At 65.8% G+C, this 20,329-nt stretch carries 16 protein-coding genes and 1 tRNA gene; 10 read left to right on the top strand and 7 right to left on the bottom strand.

The window, feature by feature from the left end; translation table 11 throughout:
- Window positions 1–148: 148 nt before the first annotated feature.
- The 3 genes from AC16JP_RS10035 to AC16JP_RS10025 form a co-directional block, all read right to left on the bottom strand.
- Entirely contained in the window at window positions 149–1,315 is a 1,167-nt protein-coding gene (locus AC16JP_RS10035) for a MalY/PatB family protein (protein ID WP_484340474.1), read from the bottom strand.
- A 9-nt stretch (window positions 1,316–1,324) separates the two neighbouring features.
- Window positions 1,325–1,654: a YdhR family protein gene (locus tag AC16JP_RS10030; RefSeq protein ID WP_484340473.1), complete on the bottom strand. Its 330-nt coding sequence runs from the start codon at window positions 1,652–1,654 to the stop codon at window positions 1,325–1,327.
- Between the two features lie 195 nt (window positions 1,655–1,849).
- Window positions 1,850–3,445, bottom strand: a complete 1,596-nt coding sequence (locus tag AC16JP_RS10025) for an isocitrate lyase (RefSeq protein WP_484340472.1) — start codon at window positions 3,443–3,445, stop codon at window positions 1,850–1,852.
- A 145-nt stretch (window positions 3,446–3,590) separates the two neighbouring features.
- Here AC16JP_RS10025 and AC16JP_RS10020 point away from each other — a divergent pair, with 145 nt between their 5' ends.
- Window positions 3,591–5,018: a helix-turn-helix domain-containing protein gene (locus AC16JP_RS10020; protein WP_484340476.1), complete on the top strand. Its 1,428-nt coding sequence runs from the start codon at window positions 3,591–3,593 to the stop codon at window positions 5,016–5,018.
- Between the two features lie 111 nt (window positions 5,019–5,129).
- Complete coding sequence (locus AC16JP_RS10015; RefSeq protein WP_484340471.1) at window positions 5,130–7,865, top strand: TonB-dependent receptor domain-containing protein; 2,736 nt, start codon at window positions 5,130–5,132, stop codon at window positions 7,863–7,865.
- 23 nt (window positions 7,866–7,888) lie between these two features.
- Here the strand turns inward: AC16JP_RS10015 and AC16JP_RS10010 are convergent, their stop codons facing one another.
- Together AC16JP_RS10010 and AC16JP_RS10005 are read right to left on the bottom strand one after the other, a co-directional pair.
- Window positions 7,889–8,515, bottom strand: coding sequence for a class I SAM-dependent methyltransferase (locus AC16JP_RS10010; RefSeq protein WP_484340470.1), 627 nt, complete (start codon window positions 8,513–8,515; stop codon window positions 7,889–7,891).
- Window positions 8,516–8,525: 10 nt separating this feature from the next.
- Window positions 8,526–10,133, bottom strand: coding sequence for a phytoene desaturase family protein (locus AC16JP_RS10005; RefSeq protein WP_484340469.1), 1,608 nt, complete (start codon window positions 10,131–10,133; stop codon window positions 8,526–8,528).
- Between the two features lie 109 nt (window positions 10,134–10,242).
- Here AC16JP_RS10005 and AC16JP_RS10000 point away from each other — a divergent pair, with 109 nt between their 5' ends.
- A complete protein-coding gene (locus AC16JP_RS10000) occupies window positions 10,243–11,445 on the top strand; it encodes a class I SAM-dependent methyltransferase (RefSeq protein WP_484340468.1) in 1,203 nt (400 codons plus the stop codon).
- A 28-nt stretch (window positions 11,446–11,473) separates the two neighbouring features.
- On the opposite strand, the gene AC16JP_RS09995 is transcribed toward AC16JP_RS10000, so the two are convergent.
- Complete coding sequence (locus tag AC16JP_RS09995; protein ID WP_484340467.1) at window positions 11,474–12,271, bottom strand: 3-hydroxybutyrate dehydrogenase; 798 nt, start codon at window positions 12,269–12,271, stop codon at window positions 11,474–11,476.
- A 211-nt stretch (window positions 12,272–12,482) separates the two neighbouring features.
- On the opposite strand from AC16JP_RS09995, the gene AC16JP_RS09990 reads away from it, so the two are divergent.
- Window positions 12,483–13,796 carry a polyhydroxyalkanoate depolymerase gene (locus AC16JP_RS09990; RefSeq protein WP_484340466.1) on the top strand — a complete coding sequence of 438 codons (1,314 nt, stop codon included), beginning with the start codon at window positions 12,483–12,485 and terminating at the stop codon, window positions 13,794–13,796.
- 27 nt (window positions 13,797–13,823) lie between these two features.
- On the opposite strand, the gene AC16JP_RS09985 is transcribed toward AC16JP_RS09990, so the two are convergent.
- Window positions 13,824–15,617, bottom strand: coding sequence for an ABC-F family ATP-binding cassette domain-containing protein (locus AC16JP_RS09985; RefSeq protein WP_484340465.1), 1,794 nt, complete (start codon window positions 15,615–15,617; stop codon window positions 13,824–13,826).
- A gap of 177 nt (window positions 15,618–15,794) precedes the next feature.
- Between AC16JP_RS09985 and AC16JP_RS09980 the strand changes: the two genes are divergently transcribed.
- The 6 genes from AC16JP_RS09980 to AC16JP_RS09955 all read left to right on the top strand — a co-directional run.
- The gene (locus tag AC16JP_RS09980) at window positions 15,795–16,091 is read left to right on the top strand and encodes a PepSY domain-containing protein (RefSeq protein ID WP_484340464.1); all 297 of its coding nucleotides are present in this window, start codon (window positions 15,795–15,797) and stop codon (window positions 16,089–16,091) included.
- Between the two features lie 42 nt (window positions 16,092–16,133).
- On the top strand, window positions 16,134–16,790 hold the full coding sequence (locus AC16JP_RS09975) for a response regulator transcription factor (RefSeq protein ID WP_484340463.1): 657 nt from the start codon (window positions 16,134–16,136) through the stop codon (window positions 16,788–16,790).
- Complete coding sequence (locus AC16JP_RS09970) at window positions 16,744–18,198, top strand: sensor histidine kinase (protein ID WP_484340475.1); 1,455 nt, start codon at window positions 16,744–16,746, stop codon at window positions 18,196–18,198. The genes AC16JP_RS09975 and AC16JP_RS09970 overlap by 47 nt, the downstream gene beginning before the upstream one ends.
- A gap of 105 nt (window positions 18,199–18,303) precedes the next feature.
- A tRNA-Thr gene (locus tag AC16JP_RS09965) sits at window positions 18,304–18,378 on the top strand.
- An 82-nt stretch (window positions 18,379–18,460) separates the two neighbouring features.
- Window positions 18,461–19,543: an AI-2E family transporter gene (locus AC16JP_RS09960; protein ID WP_484340462.1), complete on the top strand. Its 1,083-nt coding sequence runs from the start codon at window positions 18,461–18,463 to the stop codon at window positions 19,541–19,543.
- A partial coding sequence (locus AC16JP_RS09955; protein ID WP_484340461.1) for an alcohol dehydrogenase catalytic domain-containing protein occupies window positions 19,543–20,329 on the top strand: 787 nt, incomplete at its 3' end. The genes AC16JP_RS09960 and AC16JP_RS09955, both read left to right, overlap by 1 nt.

The raw sequence follows: 20,329 nt of genomic DNA, 5'->3' as shown, positions 1-20,329 counted from the left end.
ACCCAGTTTGAACACGATCCTCACCCTTCCATTCCCTCGAGATGCGCTAGCCTGCGTCGGCGCTATAGCCGACGGGCGGTGCCGGGCAAGGCTAGGTTGGGCCGATTTGGCGCTCAAGCGAAACGACAGGATTGCAGGTGAGCCGCATTCAACCCTTTGCAGACGCATGGCCGGCGGCACTTGCGACCATGCGGTCGATCGCCTCGTCGAGCATTGCCCTCGGGCAGCCGAAGTTCAGCCGCACCCAGCCATCGCCGCCGGGGCCGAAATCCGTGCCCGCGTAAAGGGCAAGCGCCGCATGGCGTTCGAAAAAGCGCGACGGCTCCTCGTCGAGGCCGAGCGCGCGGCAGTCGATCCAGGCGAGGAACGACGCTTCGGGGCGCACCAGCATTGCGGCGGGCAGTTCCGTGGCCAGTCGCCGTTCCAGATGTGCTGCGTTTTCAGCAAGATATCCGACAAGCGCCTGCCGCCATTCCTCGGCGTGGTGAAAGGCGGCGCGGGTGGCGACGAGGCCCATCAGATTGTCGGTGGCTGGCACCATGCCGCGCTTCGATGCCTGAAAGCGATGGCGAAGATCGGCATTCTGGATAATCGCGAACGCAAGTTTCAGGCCCGAGATGTTGAAGGTCTTGCCGCCGGACATCAGGGTGATGGTGCGGGCAGCCGTCCGTTCGTCGAGCGTTGCGACGGGAATGTGCCGGTGGCCCGGAAAGACCAGATCGCAATGCACCTCGTCCGACAGGATCAAGAGGTCGTGGCGTTCGGCGGCTTCGGCCAGCAGCGCGAGTTCGGCGCGGCTGTAGACCTTGCCGGTAGGGTTGTGCGGGTTGCAGAGCAGCATTGCGCGCGCGTGGCGGGCCTCGTCGGCGAAGCTGCCGATCGTGCAGCCATCGGGCCGGATGCCGATCGGCGCGTCGATCCGCCGCATGCCGCAAAGGCCGGGGGCCTTGTGTATCGGCCCGTAGATCGGCGTCTGCATGACGACGCCATCCCCCGGCGACAGCGTAGACAGCAGCCCCATGGCGATTCCCGGCAGGGTGCCGGGCAGAAACACGATGTCTTCCGGCCGGATCGCCCAGTCATAGTGGGTCTGCACCCAGTCGACGACCGCCTGCCGGGTTTCCGTGTCGGCCATGGCGTATCCGAACACCGGATGCCGCAGCCGCTCGGCCATGGCGTCGACCACGGTGTCAGGCGCGGCGAATTCCATGTCGGCAATCCACATCGGCAGCACGTCGGTGCCGCGATAGAGCCATTTCACGCTGTCTGCCGGGTTGCGGCGGTCCAGCGGGCGGTCGAAATCGAAGCCCGCCATGCTGGCGCCTCAGCCGCGTTTCATGTCGACGTCGAGCGGCGCGCCGGTGATGGCGCTGACATCGTCGCGCACGTCGAACAGCTTGATCGAATGCGCCGAGGTGTGCGGCAGCGTCTTGATGGCGGCGGCGATCGGCCCGCTGACATAGGCCTCGGCGGCTGCGCGCGTCGCGAACAGGTAGATTCCACCGCTTTCGCGCCGCTCGGCATCGCGCAGCCAGACCTTCCAGCGCAGGCCATCGACGTTCCAGAACATCTTCGCCCGCTCGGGGTTGGAGGTCTGGGCCAGCTCCTCTTCCGAGATGTCGTTGTGGAAGTTGATCTGGACGATGGCTGGCATGCTTCACTCTCCCTCGTGGATGCGACTTTTTCCTGCCTAGCACGCGCAATCGGGGAAGTGGAATCGATCCGGTGGCCGACAGTTGAACCGGGTTTGCCTGCCGGGATGGCGAGAGGCGGGCGCGCCAACGAAAAGGCCGGCGCGCATTGCTGGCGCCGGCCTTCCCCCTCTCCCCCGGGGGTGATCGTCAGTTCGTCAGGCGAACTGGTTCATCGTGTTCAGCGTGCCGCCGGCCTTCAGCGCGGCGTCGCCGGCGAAATACTCCTTGTGGTCGTCGCCGATGTCCGAGCCGGACATGTTCTGGTGTTTCACGCAGGCGATGCCCTGCCGGATCTCGGCGCGCTGCACGTTCTTCACATAGCCCAGCATTCCCTGTTCGCCGAAATATTCCCGCGCCAGATTGTCGGTCGACAATGCGGCCGTGTGGTAGGTCGGCAGGGTGATCAGGTGGTGGAAAATCCCCGCCCGCGCCGAAGCGTCGCGCTGGAAGGTGCGGATGCGCTCGTCGGCTTCGGCGGCAAGGTCGGTCTGGTCGTAGATAACGCTCATCAGGTTGGCGCGGTCATAGTTCGAGACGTCGCGGCCTTCCCTGGTCCAGGCGTCGAACACCTGCTGGCGGAAGCTCAGCGTCCAGTTGAAGCTGGGCGAATTGTTATAGACCAGCTTGGCGTTGGGCACTGCTTCGCGGATGCGGTCCATCATCGAGGCGATCTGCTCAATGTGGGGCTTTTCCGTTTCGATCCACAGCAGGTCGGCGCCGTTCTGCAGCGAGGTGATGCTGTCGAGCACGCAACGGTCGGCGCCGGTTCCTTCGCGGAACTGGAACAGGTTCGACGGCAGCCGCTTCGGACGGACCAGCTTGCCGTTGCGGTTGATCAGCACATCGCCGTTGCCGATTTCGCCGGGCGCTACGTCTTCGCAGTCGAGGAAGCTGTTGTACTGGTCGCCCAGATCGCCCGGCGCATGCGAAACGGCGATCTGCTTGGTGAGGCCGGCGCCAAGCGAATCCGTGCGGGTGACGATGATGCCGTCGTCGACGCCCAGTTCCATGAAGGCGTAGCGGCAGGCGCGCACCTTGGCGATGAAATCGTCGTGCGGGACCGTCACCTTGCCGTCCTGGTGGCCGCACTGCTTTTCATCGGACACCTGATTTTCGATCTGTAGCGCGCAGGCGCCGGCCTCGATCATTTTTTTCGCCAGCAGATAGGTGGCTTCTGCATTGCCGAAACCGGCGTCGATGTCGGCGATGATCGGCACGACATGGGTTTCATGGTTGTCGATGGCGTCGATCAGCAGCTTTTCGCGCGCGGTGTCGCTGGCGGCGCGCGCCTTGTCGAGGTCGCGGAACAGCCCGCCCAGCTCGCGCGCATCGGCCTGCTTCAGAAAGGTATAGAGTTCCTCGATCAGCGCGGGCACCGAGGTTTTCTCGTGCATCGACTGATCGGGCAGCGGGCCGAATTCCGAGCGCAGCGCCGCGACCATCCAGCCCGACAGATAGAGGTAGCGGCGTTTCGTGCTGCCGAAATGCTTTTTGATGGCGATCATCTTCTGCTGTCCGATGAAGCCGTGCCAGCAGCCGAGCGACTGGGTATATTGCGCCGGGTCGGCATCATAGGCCGCCATGTCGCGCCGCATGATGGCGGCGGTGTAACGGGCGATGTCGAGACCGGTGCGGAAACGGTTCTGCAGCCGCATCCGCGCGACTGCCTCGGCGCTGATACCATCCCAGGTGCCGTTCTTCGATTCGATCAGCTTGCCGGTCTGGGCGATGTGCTGGCTGTAGTTGGTCATCGGTGCGCTCCGCATGTTTGCGTTGGAGTGGATGGCCAGTTCCTATCCCTGCCGCGATCCCCGCCGCGAGTGCTGTTTCGTTCACCTGTAAAACTTTACAATGTTTGCGTGTCATGTTGTAAAGCAGCATACTTCGAAGGCGATCATTGTGCAGGACAGCAGATATATCGGCCCAAGGCTGCGGCGCATCCGGCGCGACCTCGGCCTGACGCAAGCCAACATGGCCGCGGATCTTGAAATCTCGGCTTCCTATGTGGCGCTTCTCGAACGCAACCAGCGGCCGTTGACCGCCGACCTGCTGATCCGGCTGGCGCGCACCTATGATCTGGATATCGCCCGACTGGCCGGAGACGGCGGCGCCGAGCAGCAGTCGCGCCTGACGGCGGTGCTGCGCGACCCGATCTTCGCCGACATCGACCTGCCTGCGATGGAGGCGGCCGACGTCGCCGCCAACTATCCTGGTTTCGCCGAAGCCCTGCTGCGGCTGCACACCGCCTGGCGCGAGGAACAACTGGCGCTGGCCGACCGCGTGGCAGATGAGGGCGACGCCGCCCGCGAAGGTGTAACCGCAGCCGATGCAGCCGCCGACCCGGTTGCGGAATCGCGGCGGTTTCTGGCCGCCCGCCGCAACTGTTTCCCGGCGCTCGACGAAGCAGCCGAACGCACCGCCGCAGTAGTGGGTGAGGCGGGCGGGCTAGCTTCCTATCTGCGTGCGCGCCACGGCCTGAAGGTGCGGCGTCTGCCACCCGACGTGATGATGGGGGCGGTCAGGCGGCTGAACCATCATGGCCGCGAAGTGCAACTGGACGACCAGATCGACGGCGCCAGCCAGAATTTTCAGCTCGCGCTGCAACTGGCCTATCTGGAATTGCGTGCCGAGATCGAGGCGCAGATGCGCGACGGGCAGTTCGAAAGCGAGAACGGTCGCCGCCTGACCCATCGCGCGCTTGCCAGCTACGCGGCCGCCGCCATCCAGATGCCCTATGCGGCGTTCGCGCGCGCCGCCGACCAGCGCCACTATGACATCGAGGCGCTGGCCCGGCGTTTTGGCGCAAGCTTCGAGCAGGCGGCGCATCGGCTGACGACGCTGCAAAAGCCGGGGCATGAACGGGTGCCGTTCTTCTTTTTGCGGGTCGATCAGGCGGGCAATGTGTCGAAGCGGCTGGACGGCGCCGGTTTCCCGTTCGCCCGCCACGGCGGTGGATGCCCGCTGTGGTCGGTGCATCAGGTGTTCCAGACCCCCAGGCGGATCGTCAGCCAGTGGATCGAGCTTCCCGACGGCGAGCGGTTTTTTTCCGTCGCCCGCACGGTGACGCAAGGTGGCGGCGCCTATGGTGCGCCGCGCGCGGAACGGGCGATTGCGCTGGTCTGTGCGGCAGAACATGCCGACCGGCTGATCTATGCCCGCGCGCCCGATGCGCCGATGAACGAAGCGGCAACGCCGATCGGCATCGGCTGCCGGCTCTGCCATCGGGCAGGGTGCATCGCACGCGCAGCCCCCCCCATCGGCCGCGACATGCTGCCCGACGATTACCGGCGCACCAGCACGCCATTCGGCTTTTCCGACAATTAGTTCAGGCGTGCTTCAGTTGCTGCTCGTATCGATGCGGCCGATCGGCTAACGCCGCGCGTCCGAAGGGTGCGGGGGAAACCGGCGGTTGTTGCCGTAAAGGATGCTGTGTTCATGAACGATCCGCGCGCGGCCGGTGCCGCATTCGCCCTTCTGCTGCTTTCGACAGCCGTTTCCGCACAGGAAGCGCCTTCGGCCGCCCCGCCCGACGTGAAGCCGGCAGCGCCAGTCGACGAAGGGGAAACCGCCGAGGATATCGTGGTGGTTGCCGGGCGCGAACGCGGGGCGATCGCATCCGATGTGCAGGCCGAACTTTCGCTCGACGAGCGCGACATCCGCGCGTTCGGGGCCGACAGCCTGCAGGATCTGGTGCAGCAGCTTTCCGCGCAGACCAGCAGCAGCCGCGGCCGTGGCGGCGAGCCGCCGGTGGTGCTGGTGAACGGCCGGCGGGTTTCGGGCTTCCGGGAAGTCCACAGCATTCCGTCGGAAGCAATCCAGAAGTTTGAAGTCTTCCCCGAGGAAACCGCGCTGGCCTATGGCTATCGGGCGGACCAGCGGGTGATCAACGTGATCCTGCGGCCGCGTTTCCAGTCGCAGACGGTGACGGCGGGCATCGGCGGCCCGACGGCGGGCGATGTTGCGAACCTCAATCTCGGCGGTTCTGTGTTCCGCGTGCAGGACGACAGCCGCCTGCTGTTCGACGTTTCGCTGAAATATTCGAACGCGCTGCTGGAAAGCCAGCGCGACGTGGTGCAGGCAGACCCGGCGTTCCCCTATGCGATCGGCGGCAACATCACCGGCCTGACGCCCGGCGCCGAGATCGATCCGGCGCTGTCGGCGCTGGCCGGAGGCGTGGTGACGGTGGCGGGCGTGCCGGGATCGGCCGCCGCTTTGCCGCCGACGCTGGGCCAGTTCGCCGCCACTGCGAACCAGCCGAACAGCACCAATCTGGGCGATTATCGCACCCTGTCGCCGCAAACGACCGATTTTTCCGCCGGTGTCAGCATCGCCCGCCCGTTGTCGTCGAAAGTGCAGATGACGCTTTCGGCCCGGCTGACCGCCGGTTCACAGATAAGCCGGCAGGGGCTGGCGACCGCCAATCTGCTGCTGCCGGGCGGGAATCCGTGGTCGCCCTTTGCCGGTGATACGCGCTTGCTGGCCTATGCGGCGGCGCCTGGCGCACTGGTGCGCGACAACGCCACCTGGAGCGGGCGTCTGGCGGCGGCGTTCAACGGCGAGCTGCAAAGCTGGCGCTGGTCGCTGACTGCAAGCCACGACCATGACGAAAGCCGAACGCTGACCGACAGGTCGCTGGACCTCTCCGACGTGCAGGCCCGGTTGCTGGCCGGAGACGCGGGCTACAATCCCTTTGCCGACAACGCCATCAACGGCCCGATGCAGCGCGAACGCGCGACGTCGAACAACGACCGCAGCCTGGTCGAGGCGGTGCTGGCCGGGCGCGTGGCCGAGCTTCCGGCGGGCGGCGTCTCGACCAGCATGAAGCTCGGGCTGGATCGGCGGCAGATCCACAGCTACGCCGAACGTATTCTGGGCGTCAGCGAAGCCGATCTTCAGCGCACGCAGGGCACGGCGCAGGCCAGCCTCGACATCCCGATCGCCAGCCGGCGCAACGATGTGCTGCAACCGCTGGGCGACCTGTCTTTGAACGGCAACGCCTCGGTCGATCGCTATTCGGATTTCGGCACCTTCGTCACCTGGGGCGGCGGCCTGACCTGGCGGCCGGTGCAGCCGTTGCAGATGATCGCGTCGTTCACCTCGGAGCGCGGCATTCCGACCATGCAGCAACTGGGCAATCCGCAGATCCAGACGCCCAATGTCCGCATCTTCGACTATGTAACCGGAGAGACCGTGGAAATCACCCGGCTGGACGGCGGCAACCCCGATCTTGCGGCCGACAACCGGCTGACGTGGAAGCTTGGCGCGCGGCTGAAGCCGCTGCAAAGCGCCGACATCGACCTGCAGGCGGATTTCGTGCGCACGCGCATCACCGGGCCGATTTCCAGCTTCCCGGCCGCGACCGCCGAAATCGAAGCAGCCTTTCCCGATCGTTTCATCCGCGATTCCAGCGGGCAGTTGCTGTTCATGGACAACCGGCCGGTGAATTTCGCCCGGTCCGACCGTTCGGAGCTGCGCTGGGGCTTCAACTATACCGCCAAACTGAAGGCATCGAAGGCCGACCTCGAGGCGATGGCCCGCCGGCGTGCCGAACTGGAAAAGGCCCGCAAGGAAGCCGAAGCAAGCGGCAAGCCGATGCCCGGCGTTCCCGCTTGGATGCAGCAGCAGCGCGGCCCCGGCGGCGGCCCGGCCGGACGACCGGGCGGCGGCGGCTTTGGCGAGGGGCGGCTGATGCTGTCGCTCTATCATAGCTGGCGATTTGCCGACCGTGTGCTGATCCGTGATGGCCTGCCTGAACTCGATATGCTGAACGGATCGGCGGCCGGCGGCACCGGCGGCACGCCGCGCCACATGCTGGAAGGCCGGGTGATGGCGAACCGCAGCGGCTATGGCGGCTTTGCCTCGGTGAAATGGCAGACGGGAACGCGGGTGCTGGCAGGCCCGGCCGCACAGCCCGGCGCCGGAGACCTGCATTTTTCCAGCCTGACGACGCTGAACCTGCGCCTGTTCGCCGATCTGGGGCAGCGGCTGGATCTGGTTGCCAAGGCGCCGTGGGTACGCGGGATGCGGGTGTCGATCGGGGTGAACAACCTGCTGAACGATCGTGTCGATGTGCGCGATTCCGTCGGCAATACGCCGATCGGCTATCAGCCCTGGTACATGGATCCGGTGGGCCGCAGCATCGAAATCTCGGTGCGAAAGCTGATGTTCTGAGGATCGGATGACGGGGCGGCGCGTCAGCCGGTGCTGCCCGCCCCCCATTCCACCCAGCCGACGAAGCGCGGCGTCCGTTCCATATAGCGGCCGTGCCTGTCGGCTACGGTGAAGCCTGCGCTCTCGATGGCGGCGGTGACGGGCCGCGCCAGGTGGCACCCGCCGACCAGCCTGCACCACAGGGGATCGAGCCGGTGCTGCCATTTGCGGGTGCCTGCATCGGGCGACAATCCATGTTCCAGAAACAGCAGCCGCCCGCCGGGTTTCAGCACCCGGCGCGCTTCGCGCAACGCCTGCGCCTGATCGGCGACCGAACAAAGCGTGAAGGTGGAAACCACTGTGTCGAAGCTGGCGTCGGCGAAGGGCAGTGCCTCGGCGGTGCCGTGCTCCACCCGGAAGAAACCGGCGTCGGCATCGGTGGCGCGTTTCCGGGCGAGGTCGATCAGTTCGTCTGACGGATCAACGCCGGTTACGGACTTGATGGCGCGCCGGTCATAAAAGCCGAGATTGGCGCCGCCGCCTGCGCCCAGTTCGAGGACATGGCCTGTGGCCAGCGGCACGACTTCAGCGCGGCGCTCCATGATCGGCGGCTGCGTGCAGCAGAAACCGATCGCGCGCGGCACCACATGCCTGTCCCACCATCCCGCCATGCCGGGCAGACTAGCGGCGAAGGAATCGTGCGAAAACCCCCCGATCCGCCAGCACTGCGCGCGCCGCGTTGTGCCCCGGCGCGCCGGTGACGCCGCCACCGGGGTGGCTGCCGGCGCCGCAGAGATACAGGCCGCCGACCGGCCCGCGATAGGCGCCCATCCCCAGAAGCGGCCTTGCCGACCAGAGCTGGTCGAGGCTCATGCGACCGTGGAATATGTCGCCGTCGGCCAGCCCGAACCGTGCTTCCAGCCCCTGCGGCGACAGGATCTGCCGGCCGACCACCAGCTTCCGAAAGCCCGGCGCGAACCGCTCGATGGTGTCGAACACGGTGTCGGCGGCGGCGTCTTCGGCCTGCTTCCAGTCGCGGCCGTCCGGCAGGCGGGGTGCGAACTGCTGGCAGAACAGGCTGGCGACATGCGCGCCTTCGGGGGCAAGCGACGGATCGACCGTCGAGGGGATCAGCATCTCGACGATCGGCTGGCGCGACCAGCCAAAGTTTTTCGCATCGGTGAACGCCCGGTCCATGTAGGAAAGACTGGGCGCCAGAATGATGCCCGAGCGGTGATGTTCGCCATCGGAGGGAAGGGCGGAAAACCGCGGCAGCCCCGAAAGCGCGACGTTCATGCGGAAGCTGCCCGAACCGGTGCGGAAACCATCGATCCGGGCGCGCACTTCGGGCGCGACGTCGGCAGGGTCCAGAAGGTGCTGCACCAGCGGTTTCGGCCCGAGGTTCGACAGCACGACCGGCGCGTGCAGTTCGGCGCCGCCCGCCAGCCGCACCCCGGCGACGCGGCCGCTATCGACCAGCACGCGCCCGACCGGGCTTTCCAGCCGGATCTCGGCGCCGGCGTCGCGCGCGGCGGCGGCCATCGCCTGCGTGATCGCACCCATGCCGCCGATGCAATGGCCCCATTCGCCCTTGCGACCGTTCACTTCGCCGAACACATGATGCAGCAGCACATAGGCGGAACCGGGCGTGTCGGGGCTGGCATAATTGCCGACGATCGAATCGAAACCGAACACCGCCTGCACCGGCTCGCTTTCGAACCAGTCCTCGAGGAATTCGCGCGCCGAACGGGTGAACAGCGCCAGAAGGTCGCGCTGGCGTTCGAGCGAAAGCCCGGCAACGGGCCGTGCCTGACCGACAAGCCGGACAAGATCGGCGAGGCCGCCGCCGGCATCCGGCGGGGTCTGCAAGGCCAGCGCCCGCAGCACGTCGGCCACTTCGTCCAGCATCTGCTGATAGCGGGGAAGTGCAGCGGCATCGGCTCTGGAGAAGCGAGCGAATTCAGCCTGCGTGCGGGCGAGGCCGCCGCCCGAGAGCAGATAGCGGCCATCATCCAGCGGAAGAAAGTTGGAGACGGGACGGGTGACGACCCGGTAGCCGCGTTCGGCAAGGCGCATGTCGCGGATGATGCGCGGTTGCAGCAGGCTGACGGTGTAGCTTGCCACCGAATTGCGAAAGCCGGGCACGAATTCCTCGGTGACGGCGCAGCCGCCGACGGTTGCCAGCCGTTCGACGAGGCAGACCCGAAGCCCGGCGCGCGCCAGATAGAAGCCGGCGACCAGCCCGTTGTGGCCTGCGCCGATGATGATCGCGTCGAAGCGTTCCGCCATGCGCCGCACGCTAGCGGCAGCGGGGCGGGGCTGTCACGCGCTGGATGCGCTCTGATCGGGGCAGGCTTCGGGGGTTGCCCTGTCGGCTTTGCCGGGCCAACATGCGGGCATGTGGCTTCTCGACAGATTGCTCGGTCGCGCCATCACCATAGGCGCGATCGAGGTGACGGACGCGAACGGCACCACCCGCCGTTATGGCGATCCGGCTGCGGCACCTGTCCGTGTGCGACTGACTGATTCCGCCACCGCGCGGAAGATTGCCCGCAACCCGCCGCTTGGCACCGGAGAGGCCTTTGTCGATGGCCGGTTGCTGGTCGAGGGAGGCGATATCGGCGACCTCGTCGATCTTGTCGGGCGCAACTTCCGCTGGGATCGTTCGAACGACCTGCGGATGGGGTTGTGGAACCAGCAGCGGATCGCTGCCCGATGGGACGAACTGAACGCGCGCAGGCGCGCGAAACGCAACGTCGCCCACCACTATGACCTGTCAGACCGGCTGTATGACCTGTTCCTCGACCCGGAGCGCCAATATAGCTGCGCCTACTTCCGCGAGGACAATCGCGGCCCCGACAGCGATCTCGATCGCGCGCAGCGCGACAAGCTTGCCCATATTTCCGCCAAGCTGTGCCTGAAGCCCGGCTTGCGCGTGCTGGACATCGGTTGCGGCTGGGGCGGCATGGCGCGCCACATCCACCGGATATCCGGCGCCGAGGTGCTGGGCATCACGCTATCCGAAGAACAACTGAAATACGCCCGCGCGAAGGCCGAGGAACTGGGGATGTCGGCCCATGTCCGCTATGAGCTGATGGATTATCGCGACGTTACCGGGAGCTTCGATCGCATCGTGTCCGTCGGCATGTTCGAACATGTCGGCCGGCCGAACTACACTACCTATTTCGACCATGTCGCGAGGCTGCTGAAGCCAGACGGGGTGGCGCTGATCCACAGCATCGGCCGGGCCGGCGGCAAGGGCGCGACCGACCCATGGACGGCGAAATACATCTTTCCCGGTGGCTATACGCCGGCGCTTAGCGAAGTGATGCCGCACATCGAGCGCGCTTTCCTGTTCGCAACCGACATCGAGGTGCTGCGCCTGCACTATGCATGGACGCTGGAGCACTGGCTGAAGCGCTGCCGCGCCCGCCGCGCCGATATCGTGGCACTGTATGACGAGCGTTTTTTCCGCATGTGGGAGTTTTATCTGGCAGGCGCGATCAACGCCTTCCGCAACGACGATCATGCGGTTTTTCAGATCCAGTTGGCCCGCCACCGCGACGGGGCGCCGCTGACGCGGGACTATCTCTATCGCTGACAGGATGTCCCGCGCCGCGCGGCCGGGATCAGCGGGCGGTCCAGCCGCCGTCGATCGAGAAGGCCGAGCCGGTGACGCCGCTTGCCGCATCCGAACACAGATAAAGCGCCAGCGCCGCCACCTGTTCGGCGGTGATGAAACGCTTGGTCGGCTGCGAGGCGAGGATGATGTCCTTCATCACCTGTTCTTCGGTCAGGTGGTTCGCTTTGGCCTGATCGGCGATCTGCCCGCGCACCAGCGGCGTATCGACGAAGCCGGGGCAGATGGCGTTCACCGTGACGTGCGTTTCCGCCAGTTCGAGAGCCGCCGTCTTGGTGAGGCCGAGGACGCCGTGTTTCGCCGCCACATAGGCCGACTTGTAGGGCGACGCGACGAGGCCGTGTGCCGATGCGATGTTGATGATGCGGCCCCAGTTCGCCGCCTTCATCGCCGGGATCGCCGCCTTCATGGTGTGGAAGTCCGAGGACAGGTTGAGCGCGAGGATCGCGTCCCACTTGTCGTCGGGGAATTCCTCGACCGGGGCGACGTGCTGGATCCCGGCGTTGTTGACCAGAATGTCCAGCCCGCCCAGTTGCTTTTGCACTTCGCCGATGAACGCCTGCGCGTCGGCGCCTTTCGACATGTCGGCGCCGACGAACACCACCCGCGTACCATGTTCGGCGACGCTTTCCATAGCGGCGCTGTGGTCGCCGAAGCCGTTCAGTGCGACATCGGCGCCGGCTTCAGCCAGCGCTTTTGCAATTGCGAGACCGATGCCGCTGGTGGACCCGGTTACGGTGGCGCGGCGCCCGTGCAGCGGACGCGATGTGCCGGAGGTATCAACCATATTCTTTCTCCTGCCTGATGAGGCGGATATGGGGTCGATCCGGTTGCGTTGCAAAAATTTCTATTCACAGGCGCGGAAAAACTACTAGACTCAGGATCAATCAAGCGGAGGTGTCGTGGTTTGAGCGACAGGCATGGCGTGCAGAATATGTTCCGGGGAGGCTGGGACAACCGGACCCCCGGGGGAAACGACGAGATGAAGGGGGTTGGTCATGCTCTATGATGCATATGAACTGGGTCGCGGCTGGCTGAGCGGCGCAAGTGCCGCAGCCCGGCTGAGTGCAGCCTGGTGGGGCAGCCCCGCCAATCCGCTGGCCTATAGCGGTGCGGGCGAAGTGGCGGCTGCCGCGCTCGACGTGTTCTCGCACGCGGCGGCGCCTTACGGAAAGCCCGGCTTCGGCCTGGATGCGACGGTCTGCGACGGCCGCATCGTGCAGGTGACCGAGGAAATCGTCGGCCGCAAGCCGTTCGGACAACTGAAGCATTTTGTTCGCCACGGCGCGCGCGCGGATGATCCGAAGCTGCTGATCGTGGCGCCGATGTCGGGCCATTATGCAACGCTGCTGCGCGGCACGGTTGAACGCATGCTGCCGAGCCACGACGTCTATATCACCGACTGGCGCGACGCGAAGATGGTTCCGCCCGGCGAAGGGCGCTTCGACCTCGACGACTATATCGATTATGTGACCGACTGGCTGGCGCAGATCACCCCGGAAGGCGGGCCGCGCACCCATATGCTGGCCGTCTGCCAGCCATCCGTTCCCGTTTACGCGGCGGTCTGCCTGATGTCGGCGGCAAAGCATCCGGCGCGCCCCGCTTCGCTGACCATGATGGGCGGCCCCGTCGATACCCGCCGTGCTCCGACCGCAGTCAATGATCTGGCGATGCAGCGGCCGCATGCATGGTTCCGGCAGAACGTCATCGCGCAGGTGCCGCTTTACTATCCGGGCGGTGGGCGCAAGGTCTATCCGGGCTTTCTGCAACTGGCCGGATTCATGTCGATGAATCTGGGCAACCACATGGTTTCGCACTGGGAGATGTTCAAACATCTGGTGCAGGGCGATGGCGAATCCGCCGACAGCACCAAATCATTCTACGACGAATATCGTTCCGTCTGCGACATGACTTCGGAATTCTATCTGCAAACCATCGACGTGGTGTTTCAGCGCCATCTGCTCCCGAAGGGAGAGATGACGCACCGGGGCGTCAAGGTCGATCCTGGCGCAATCACCGACGTGCGGCTGATGGCGATCGAGGGCGAGCGCGACGATATTTCCGGCCTCGGGCAGACCAGGGCCGCGCTGGAGATCGCGGTCAATCTGGCCGACGAAGACAAGGTCTATCTGATGGCCGAGGAAGTCGGCCACTATGGCATCTTCAACGGCCGCCGCTGGCGCGACAATATCGCGCCGCGCGTCGAGGTGTTCATTCGTTCGGACACGCCGGATGCAGCCCCGCTGCACGGCGCCGGGCTGCATGACGCACGCATCGACATGGAGCCGGGCGAAGGCGTCGAGTTCGCCTGACCGGTTGGTCGGACGCCGGGCTGAAGCTCAGCCCAGCGCCTCGGCCTTTTCGGCAACTTCCAGCCAGCGTTCCTCGGCGGCGGACAGTTCGGCGCGCAACTTTTCCACTTCGGCGGTCAGGCGGTTGAACCTGTCGGGATCACGCGCATAAAGATCGGCGTCGGCAAGGCTTGTTTCGTGTGCGGCGATGCCTGCTTCCAGCTTGGCGATACGCGCTGGCAGCTTCTCCAGATCATGCTGATCGCGAAAGCCCAGCTTCTTCGGCTGTGCGTCGCGTGGGCGGTCTGCTGTCGGGGTGGCTGAGCGTTGTTGTGCGCCGGGCTTTTGCGCCGACGCCCGCGATGCCCGCAGGGCTTCGAGTTCGCGGAACCCCCCCGCCACCAGATCGACCCGGCCCGAACCATCGAGACCGATTGTCATCGTGGTGGTGCGGTCCAGAAAATCGCGGTCGTGGCTGACGATGAGGACCGTGCCTTCATAGTCGGCGATGACTTCCTGCAACAGGTCGAGGGTTTCGAGGTCGAGATCGTTGGTGGGTTCGTCGAGGACGAGCAGGTTTGATTCGCGGGCAAATTCGCGCGCAAGCAGCAGCCGCGAGCGTTCGCCACCGGAAAAGCCGCCGATTCTGGCGTCGGCCACGGTCGGCTGGAACAGGAATTCCTTCAGATAGCCCTGAATATGCTTCTTCGAGCCGCGCACGGTGATCCAGTCGCCGCCGTCGGCCAGCACGTCGCGCACGCGGCGGCTTGGATCCATCAGCTTGCGCTGCTGGTCGATGGTGATGCCCGACAATGTTTTCGAGCGGGTGACGGTGCCGGTGTCGGGTTGCAGTTCGCCCGTCAGCAGTTTCAGCAGCGTCGTCTTGCCGGTGCCGTTCGGACCGACCACGCCGATCCGGTCTCCGCGCTGGATGCGGATCGAGAAGTCGCGGATGATCTGCCGGTCGCCAAAGGATTTCGAGATATTCTCGGCGTTGATGACGATCTTGGTTTTGCTGTCGTCGGCGGTGACGGCCAGTTTCGCCGTTCCCTGCATGCCCAGCATCGCCCGCCGCTCGGCCCGCATCAGGTGCAGCCGTTCGAGCCTTCCCTGGTTGCGCCGCCGCCGGGCAGTGACGCCGCGTTGCAGCCAGTGGAGTTCCTGGGCGATTTTTGCGTCCATCTTTTCAGCGGACCTGGCTTCCTCGGCATAGACAGCTTCGGTCCATGCCTCGAAGCCGCCGAAGCCGACTTCCTGCCGCCGCAACTGGCCGCGATCGAGCCACAGGCACGCGCGCGTGAGCCGGGTGAGGAAGGTGCGGTCGTGGCTGATGACGAGGAACGCGCCGGTGTAGCGGCTGAGCCAGCCTTCCAGCCAGTCGATCGCTTCGAGGTCGAGATGGTTGGTCGGCTCGTCGAGCAGCAGCAGATCCGGTTCCTCGGCGAGGGCGCGGGCGATCGAGGCGCGCCGCCGTTCGCCGCCGGACGAGGTTTCAGAGGTGATCGAGAGGTCGAGGCCCAGTTGCGTGGCAATCGCTTCCACGGCGTGGCGTGGCGGGGCGTTCGGGCCTGCCAGCGCGAAATCGGCCAGCGTTTCGAAGCCGGCGACCGCCGGATCCTGCGGCAGCACGACGATCCGTGCGCCGGGCCTGACCGACCTGCGGCCGAGATCCTGTTCGAGGGTTCCGGCGATCAGGCGCAACAGGGTCGTCTTGCCGACGCCGTTGCGGCCGATCAGCGCCATGCGGTCGCGCTCGCCGATGAAGAGCGACAGATCCGAGAACAGCAGGCCGTCGCCTTGCCGGAGGGAAATATCTTCGAGGGATACGATCGGGGCAGCCATTGCGCGGCAGCGCTTGCCATGTGGCAGCCGCTGAGGCAACCATGGCGGCGTGAGGGACCATTCAGAACGAGTTCACGGCCAAAGCCCTAGGCGTGGCCCATCATCATGAAACCGCCTGTAAATCCCTTTCCACCCAGATCGCATGCCGCCGCCGCCTGTGCGGCCGTGCTGATGCTGATGGCTGCCACTCCTTCGCTGGCTTTCCAGCGTGATGGCGGCGACCGGCAGGGCTTCCGTCAGGGCCGCGACATTTCCGACCAGGAACATGCGCGTTCGCAGCGCGAACTGGGGCAGAATCGCAGCTTCGAGGAGCTGCTGCATCGGGCGCAGACCGTCGGGCGCGGGCAGTATCTGGGCGTCGAGCCGGATATTTCGCGCAACATCTATCGCTTCAAATTCGTGCGTCCGGGTGGCAACGTGGTCTGGGTGGACATGGACGGCCGCACCGGCCGCGAGCTTTCCATCCGGCAATAGCGCGCAAGCGTGCGCCACTAACGGCAGGAGTACAAAAAGGGCATGCGGATCCTGATCGTCGAGGACGAGCCGACGCTGGCGCGGCAGTTGCGGCAGACGCTGGAATCGTCCGGCTATGCGGTCGACAGCGCACATGACGGCGAGGAAGGGCAGTTCCTCGGCGAAACCGAGAGCTACGACGCGGTGATCCTCGATCTGGGCCTGCCGGAAGTCGACGGGCTGACCGTCCTCGACCGCTGGCGCAAGGCGGGCCATGTCATGCCGGTTCTGGTGCTGACGGCGCGCGATAGCTGGTCGGACAAGGTTGCCGGGCTGGATGCGGGCGCCGACGACTATCTGGCGAAGCCCTTCCAGTCGGAAGAACTGATTGCGCGGCTGCGGGCGCTGATTCGTCGCGCCAGCGGCAATGCGTCGTCGGAACTGGTGGCGGGCGATGTTCGTCTGGATACCCGGTCCGGTCGCGTCACTCTTGCCGGAGAGCCGGTCAAACTGACGGCGCAGGAATATAAGCTGCTGTCGTATCTGATGCATCACAAGGGCAAGGTGGTTTCCCGCACCGAGCTGATCGAGCATATCTACGATCAGGACTTCGATCGCGACTCGAACACGATCGAAGTGTTCATCACGCGGATCCGGAAGAAGCTTGGCGCAGATCTCATCACCACCATCCGCGGCCTCGGCTACAGCCTCGACGGCTGAGGTCCGGTCAGGCGGTGCGGCGGACGGCGCACGCGCGCCGGGTTCGCTGCGCCGCCGGATCGTGCTGCTGGCGGCTTTCTGGATCGCCGGGCTTCTGCTTGTCGGCGGGGTGGCGCTGGACCGGATCGTCACTGGCACCATCGTTCGCAATTTCGACGACCAGTTGGCAGCCGCCATCCCGGCGATGCTTGCCGCCGCCGAGCTGGACCCGTTCGGCGAAGTGCGGTTCAACCGCCCGCCGGTCGACCCCGCCTTCAACGAACCCTATTCCGGCCTGTATTGGCAGGTTGCAGCCGAAGGACGGCATCCGTTCCGGTCGAGGTCGTTGTGGGATCGGGAACTGCCGGTCGATTTCTCGAAATCGTGCGTCGAACCCTGCGTTTCGCGCTCGACCGAGTTCAGCAACGAGCCGCTGCGGATCATCGAACGCGACGGGATCATCCCCGGCTCCAGCGTGACCTGGCGTTTTCAGGTAGCGCAAAGCACGGCCCGGCTCGATGATCAGCTTGCCCGCGTGCGGCGCACGCTGTTCACCTCGCTGGCGGCACTGGGCGCCGGGCTGATGCTGCTGGCGATCGTGCAGGCAAGTGTCGGGCTGATGCCGCTGGGCCGGATTTCCGCTTCGCTTAGCGCGATCCGTTCCGGCCGGGCCAGCAGGGTGCCGCTGACCGACGTTCCCCCGGAAGTCGCGCCGCTGGTGAATGAACTGAACGCGTTGTTGCAGCATAACGAACTGGCCGCCGAGGAAGCGCGCACCCATGCCGGCAACCTTGCGCACGCCCTGAAGACACCGATGAGCGTGCTGACCAACGAGGCGGCGGCCGATTCGCCCGACCTTGCGGCAGCCGTGATCCGCGAACTTTCGGCGATGCGCCGCCATGTCGATCACCATCTGGCGCGCGCGCGGGCGATGGGCCGGCGCACATCGGCGACGGCGCGTGCCGAGGTCTGGCCGACGCTGGAGCGACTGATCACCGCAGTCGAGCGCATCTACGAAGCGCGCGGCGTGGTGATCGACATTGCAGGCGACCGGGGCGCGATGTTCCGCGGCGAACGACAGGATCTTGAGGAAATGGCCGGAAACCTGATCGACAACGCGGCGAAATATGGCGGCGGGCGCGTGTTCGTGACGGTGGGTGAAACGTGGGGCCGGGACGGCGCGATGATCCGGATTCAGGTCGAGGACGACGGACGCGGCATCCCGCTGAAACAGCGCGAGGCGATGTTCGAGCGCGGCACAAGGCTCGATACCGGGATGCCCGGCACCGGGCTTGGGCTTGCGATCGTCCGCGATGTGGCGGCGATCTACGGCGGTAATGTGCGGCTTCTGGAAAGCGAGGATCTTGGCGGGCTGATGGCGGTTCTGACGCTTCCGGCCGCCGCCGGACCGGCGCCTGCACCAGCCTGACGGGGCATTTTCAGCCTGCCTTGGCTTGACTTCGCGCGCCTCCTCATGCAAGCGCGCCGCCACCGCGAGGCCCGCACGCCGGGTTTGTCGCGCCTGTCATGGCATGCTGCCGTAGCTCAGTGGTAGAGCGCATCCTTGGTAAGGCTGAGGTCGGGAGTTCAATCCTCCCCGGCAGCACCATGACGGCCGGCGGCCAAAGGCTGCTGGAATTTCCCCGAAAATCCGTGTCTAAGCCGGAACAGGCGTCCGGTAGGGGTTTTGCGTGGTGGCTTCGATCGATGGCATGAAGCGGGGGGGGGCAGCGCTGGCGCTGGCGCTGGTTGGGCTGCTCAGTGCGATGGTGCTGTTGTATTTCGGCGCGCCGGTGTTCGAGCCGCTGGTGTTCGCGCTGTTCATCATCGCGCTTACCGCGCGCTTCATGCAGCGGTTGCAGCCGATCGTCGGCAAGGGTGTGGCGCTGCTGGCGACGGTGCTGCTGACGCTGGTGGTGCTGGTATTGTTCTTCTCGATGGTGATGTGGGGCATCGGGCAGGTGGCCGGCTGGGTGATGGCCAATATGGGCCGTTTCGACGCCGTCTATCGGCAGGTGAACGATTTTCTGGCCAGCCAGGACATGCCGATGGAGTTCCTGCTGCCATCCAGCTTCGAACCGCGCTGGATCGTCGGCCCGGTGATGGCGATCGTCGATCAGGCGCGGGTCATCAGCGGCTTTGCGCTGCTGGTGTTCGTGTTCGTGGTGCTGGGTCTGACCGAACTGGAAGGCATGGCGCGGCGGCTGGCGCGGATCGAGGCAGGGCGTCCGGGAATGCGGGTGTCGGCGATTGCCGCCGACGTGTCGGCCAAGTTCGGCCTTTATATGAAGGTCAGGCTGGTGGTTTCGGCGATCGACACCGTGGTCTGTTATCTGTTCTTCCGGCTGATCGGCCTTGAGGAACCGCTGGCCTGGGCGATTCTGGTGGGGACGATGAACTTCATCCCGTTCATCGGGCCGTTGATCGTGGCGATCTTCATCGGCCTGTTCGCCGCCGCACAGTTCGGCAGCCTGTGGATGGTGCTGGCGGCTGTCGGCGGAACGAGCGCGATCAACTTCGTGCTGGGCAGCTATATCGAACCGCTGATGGCGGGCAGCGCGCTGTCGATGTCGGCGGTGCTGGTGCTGTTCTCGGTGTTTTTCTGGGCGATCATCTGGGGCATTCCGGGCGCCTTCATCGGCGTGCAGATCACGATCGTGCTGCTGTCGGTGCTGCGGCACAATCCGTCGCTGGCGTGGATTGCCGAACTGCTGAGCGGTGACGGCGCAGAGGCCAAGGCCGCGAAGGATGCCGCAGCGGCGAAGGGGGCATAATGAAGATCCGGGCGGCAGTATTGCGCAGTTGCGGCGGCCACGCGCGCCCATATGGCCAGACCGCGCCGCTGGATCTGTGCGAACTCGACCTCGACCCGCCCGGCCCCGGCGAGTTGCTGGTGAAGATCGAAGCCGCCGGGCTGTGCCACTCGGACCTGTCGGTGATCAACGGCGACCGGCCGCGGCCGATGCCGATGGCGCTGGGGCACGAAGCCTGTGCGACGGTCGTTACAACCGGCGACGCCGACGACCGGCAGTTCCGCACGGGCGACCGGGTAGTGCTGGCGTTCCTGCCTTCGTGCGGCGAATGTGCGGCCTGCACCGGCGGCGAGGGGTATCTCTGCGCCGAGGGATCGGCGGCCAATGGCGCAGGCCGGCTGCTGGCGGGCGGCGTCCGCCTGCACGAATGCGGCGCGCCGGTGCAGCATCATCTGGGCGTTTCCGCCTTTGCAACGCATGCCGTGATCGACCGGCGCTCGGCGGTGAAGGTCGATGCCGACATTCCGCCCGAAATCGCCGCCCTGTTCGGCTGCGCGGTGCTGACCGGTGTTGGCGCCGTGCTGAACACTGCGGCCACGCGGGCGGGCGAATCGGTAACGGTGTTCGGCCTTGGCGGCGTCGGGCTGGCGGCGCTTCTGGGGGCGCTGGCGGCGGGCGCGGTGCCGGTGATGGCAGTGGATCCAAGCCCGGAAAAGCGCGCGCTTGCGCTGGATCTGGGTGCGGCGATGGCGCTTCCTCCGGAAGAAGCCGAACGCCTGCCCAAGGCGGACGTGGTGGTGGAAAGCG

Source organism: Sandaracinobacteroides sp., from assembly GCF_057137845.1.
Note: the sequence above shows the minus strand (reverse complement) of the source record. Positions and strands in the feature narration are given on the sequence as shown.

Coding starts and splice junctions, on each gene's coding strand:
- AC16JP_RS10025 (WP_484340472.1), bottom strand. CDS start 3,445: ATGACCAACTACAGCCAGCACATCGCCCAGACCGGCAAGCTGATCGAA.
- AC16JP_RS10035 (WP_484340474.1), bottom strand. CDS start 1,315: ATGGCGGGCTTCGATTTCGACCGCCCGCTGGACCGCCGCAACCCGGCA.
- AC16JP_RS10030 (WP_484340473.1), bottom strand. CDS start 1,654: ATGCCAGCCATCGTCCAGATCAACTTCCACAACGACATCTCGGAAGAG.
- AC16JP_RS09975 (WP_484340463.1), top strand. CDS start 16,134: ATGCGGATCCTGATCGTCGAGGACGAGCCGACGCTGGCGCGGCAGTTG.
- AC16JP_RS09990 (WP_484340466.1), top strand. CDS start 12,483: ATGCTCTATGATGCATATGAACTGGGTCGCGGCTGGCTGAGCGGCGCA.
- AC16JP_RS10000 (WP_484340468.1), top strand. CDS start 10,243: ATGTGGCTTCTCGACAGATTGCTCGGTCGCGCCATCACCATAGGCGCG.
- AC16JP_RS09980 (WP_484340464.1), top strand. CDS start 15,795: ATGGCTGCCACTCCTTCGCTGGCTTTCCAGCGTGATGGCGGCGACCGG.
- AC16JP_RS09985 (WP_484340465.1), bottom strand. CDS start 15,617: ATGGCTGCCCCGATCGTATCCCTCGAAGATATTTCCCTCCGGCAAGGC.
- AC16JP_RS10005 (WP_484340469.1), bottom strand. CDS start 10,133: ATGGCGGAACGCTTCGACGCGATCATCATCGGCGCAGGCCACAACGGG.
- AC16JP_RS10010 (WP_484340470.1), bottom strand. CDS start 8,515: ATGGCGGGATGGTGGGACAGGCATGTGGTGCCGCGCGCGATCGGTTTC.
- AC16JP_RS10015 (WP_484340471.1), top strand. CDS start 5,130: ATGAACGATCCGCGCGCGGCCGGTGCCGCATTCGCCCTTCTGCTGCTT.
- AC16JP_RS09995 (WP_484340467.1), bottom strand. CDS start 12,271: ATGGTTGATACCTCCGGCACATCGCGTCCGCTGCACGGGCGCCGCGCC.